Source organism: Streptomyces phytophilus, assembly GCF_013870535.1.
Classification (GTDB): domain Bacteria; phylum Actinomycetota; class Actinomycetes; order Streptomycetales; family Streptomycetaceae; genus Streptomyces; species Streptomyces phytophilus.
In genome coordinates, this window is sequence record NZ_JACBXC010001310.1 from 1 (window position 1) to 1642 (window position 1642).

The window sequence follows — 1642 nt, forward strand, 5'->3', positions numbered from 1 at the left end:
ACCCGCCGCCCACCCGTGGGGCCGGCGCTCCTGGGCGCGGGGCGTCCGACCGGGCGTGGCAGTATGAACGGTCGCCGAAGACGCCCGTGGCTGTGACGCAACATGGTGAAGATGCAGGTGAGATGACGGTGACCGGACTCCTCGTACTGGCAGGCACGCCCATCGGCGACCCCGAAGACGCTCCGCCGCGGCTGGCGACCGAGCTGGCCGCTGCCGACGTCATCGCCGCCGAGGACACCCGCCGGCTGCGCCGGCTGACGCAGGCGCTCGGAGTGCAGCCCACGGCCCGTGTCGTGTCGTACTTCGAGGGCAACGAGAGCGCCCGCACCCCCGACCTGGTCGAGGAGCTGGCCGGCGGCGCGCGCGTGCTGCTGGTCACCGACGCCGGCATGCCCTCCGTCTCCGACCCCGGCTACCGCCTCGTCGCCGCCGCCGTAAAGCGCGGCATCACCGTCACCGCCGCGCCCGGCCCGTCCGCGGTGCTGGCGGCGCTCGCGGTCTCGGCGCTGCCGGTGGACAGGTTCTGCTTCGAGGGGTTCCTGCCGCGCAAACCGGGGGAGCGGCTGGCGCGGCTGCGCGAGGCGGCGGCCGAGCGGCGCACCCTGGTGTACTTCGAGGCCCCGCACCGCCTCGCCGACAGCCTCGCGGCGATGGCCGGAGTCTTCGGCGAGGACCGCAGGGCCGCCGTGTGCCGGGAGCTGACCAAGACGTACGAGGAGGTCAGGCGCGGCCCGCTGCGGGAGCTGGCGGACTGGGCGGCCGACGGCGTACGCGGCGAGGTCACGGTGGTCGTGGAGGGCGCCCCCCAGGACCGCGAGCGGCCCGATGCCACGGAGCTGTTCCGCCGGGTCACCGTCCGTGAGGAGGCGGGGGAGGCGCGCAAGGAGGCCATCGCGGCGGTCGCCCGGGACGCCGGGGTACCCAAGCGCGAGGTGTTCGATGCCGTGGTGGCGGCGAAAAACTCGGCAAACAACTCAGAGTAGCCGGATCAAAACTCCTTCAATTGATGGTATTGGCGGCTGCGGGCCGTGCCGAATGGGTGTCCACTGGAATAGGGGATGCGTTCCGGCGACTTGTCCCTCACCTGGACAAGAGGAGCTTGCCAATGTCCGAGCCCGAGCCAGTGATCGAGTCGTACGCCTTCGCCTGCATGATGTGCGGGCACGGCTGGGAGCAGACCTACGAGATCCACCACCACGTGGATTCGAAGGGCCGACCCTTCGTCACGTACCACACCGACGGGGAGCGGGTGCCCTCGCCGCTCACCCGGCCCACGTGCCTGAACTGCGGCGAGCACGTCGTACGCATCATGCGCGCCGGCCAGGTCCGCTCCGTCGAATCGGTGCGGCAGCGCTCACGCCGCACCTGACCCCGCGGGGACCCCGCTGCCGCACGGGAACCGCCCCGCACGGCGTTGTCGTACCGGGCCAGTAGAGTCCCCGGCATGGCTCAGCACACCTCCGGCGGCGCGGACGCGAAGTCCGCGCCGCCGCCGCCCGAACCGCTCGGGCACCCCGCGGCGGACTCGCACACGCACCTGGACATGCAGGACGGCACGGTCGCCGACGCCGTGGCCGCGGCCGCCCGGGTGGGCGTCACCACCCTCATCCAGGTGGGCTGCGACCTGGAGCGCTCCCGCTGG

2 protein-coding genes and 1 pseudogene are annotated in these 1642 nt (G+C 72.8%); all 3 read left to right on the forward strand.

All coding sequences use genetic code 11. The annotated features are described in order from the left end of the window. The first annotated feature begins 122 nt into the window (after positions 1 to 122). Positions 123 to 983, forward strand: coding sequence for a 16S rRNA (cytidine(1402)-2'-O)-methyltransferase (rsmI, locus tag H5J30_RS31880; RefSeq protein WP_181791073.1), 861 nt, complete (start codon positions 123 to 125; stop codon positions 981 to 983). Positions 984 to 1105: 122 nt separating this feature from the next. Continuing rightward, positions 1106 to 1369: a hypothetical protein gene (locus H5J30_RS31885; RefSeq protein WP_181791075.1), complete on the forward strand. Its 264-nt coding sequence runs from the start codon at positions 1106 to 1108 to the stop codon at positions 1367 to 1369. A 75-nt stretch (positions 1370 to 1444) separates the two neighbouring features. Then, positions 1445 to 1642: pseudogene (locus H5J30_RS31890) on the forward strand (AraC family transcriptional regulator); the annotation flags it as partial.

Excerpts from the sequence above, each read along its gene's own strand:
- rsmI (WP_181791073.1), top strand. The coding sequence starts at position 123 with ATGACGGTGACCGGACTCCTCGTACTGGCAGGCACGCCCATCGGCGAC.
- H5J30_RS31885 (WP_181791075.1), top strand. The coding sequence starts at position 1,106 with ATGTCCGAGCCCGAGCCAGTGATCGAGTCGTACGCCTTCGCCTGCATG.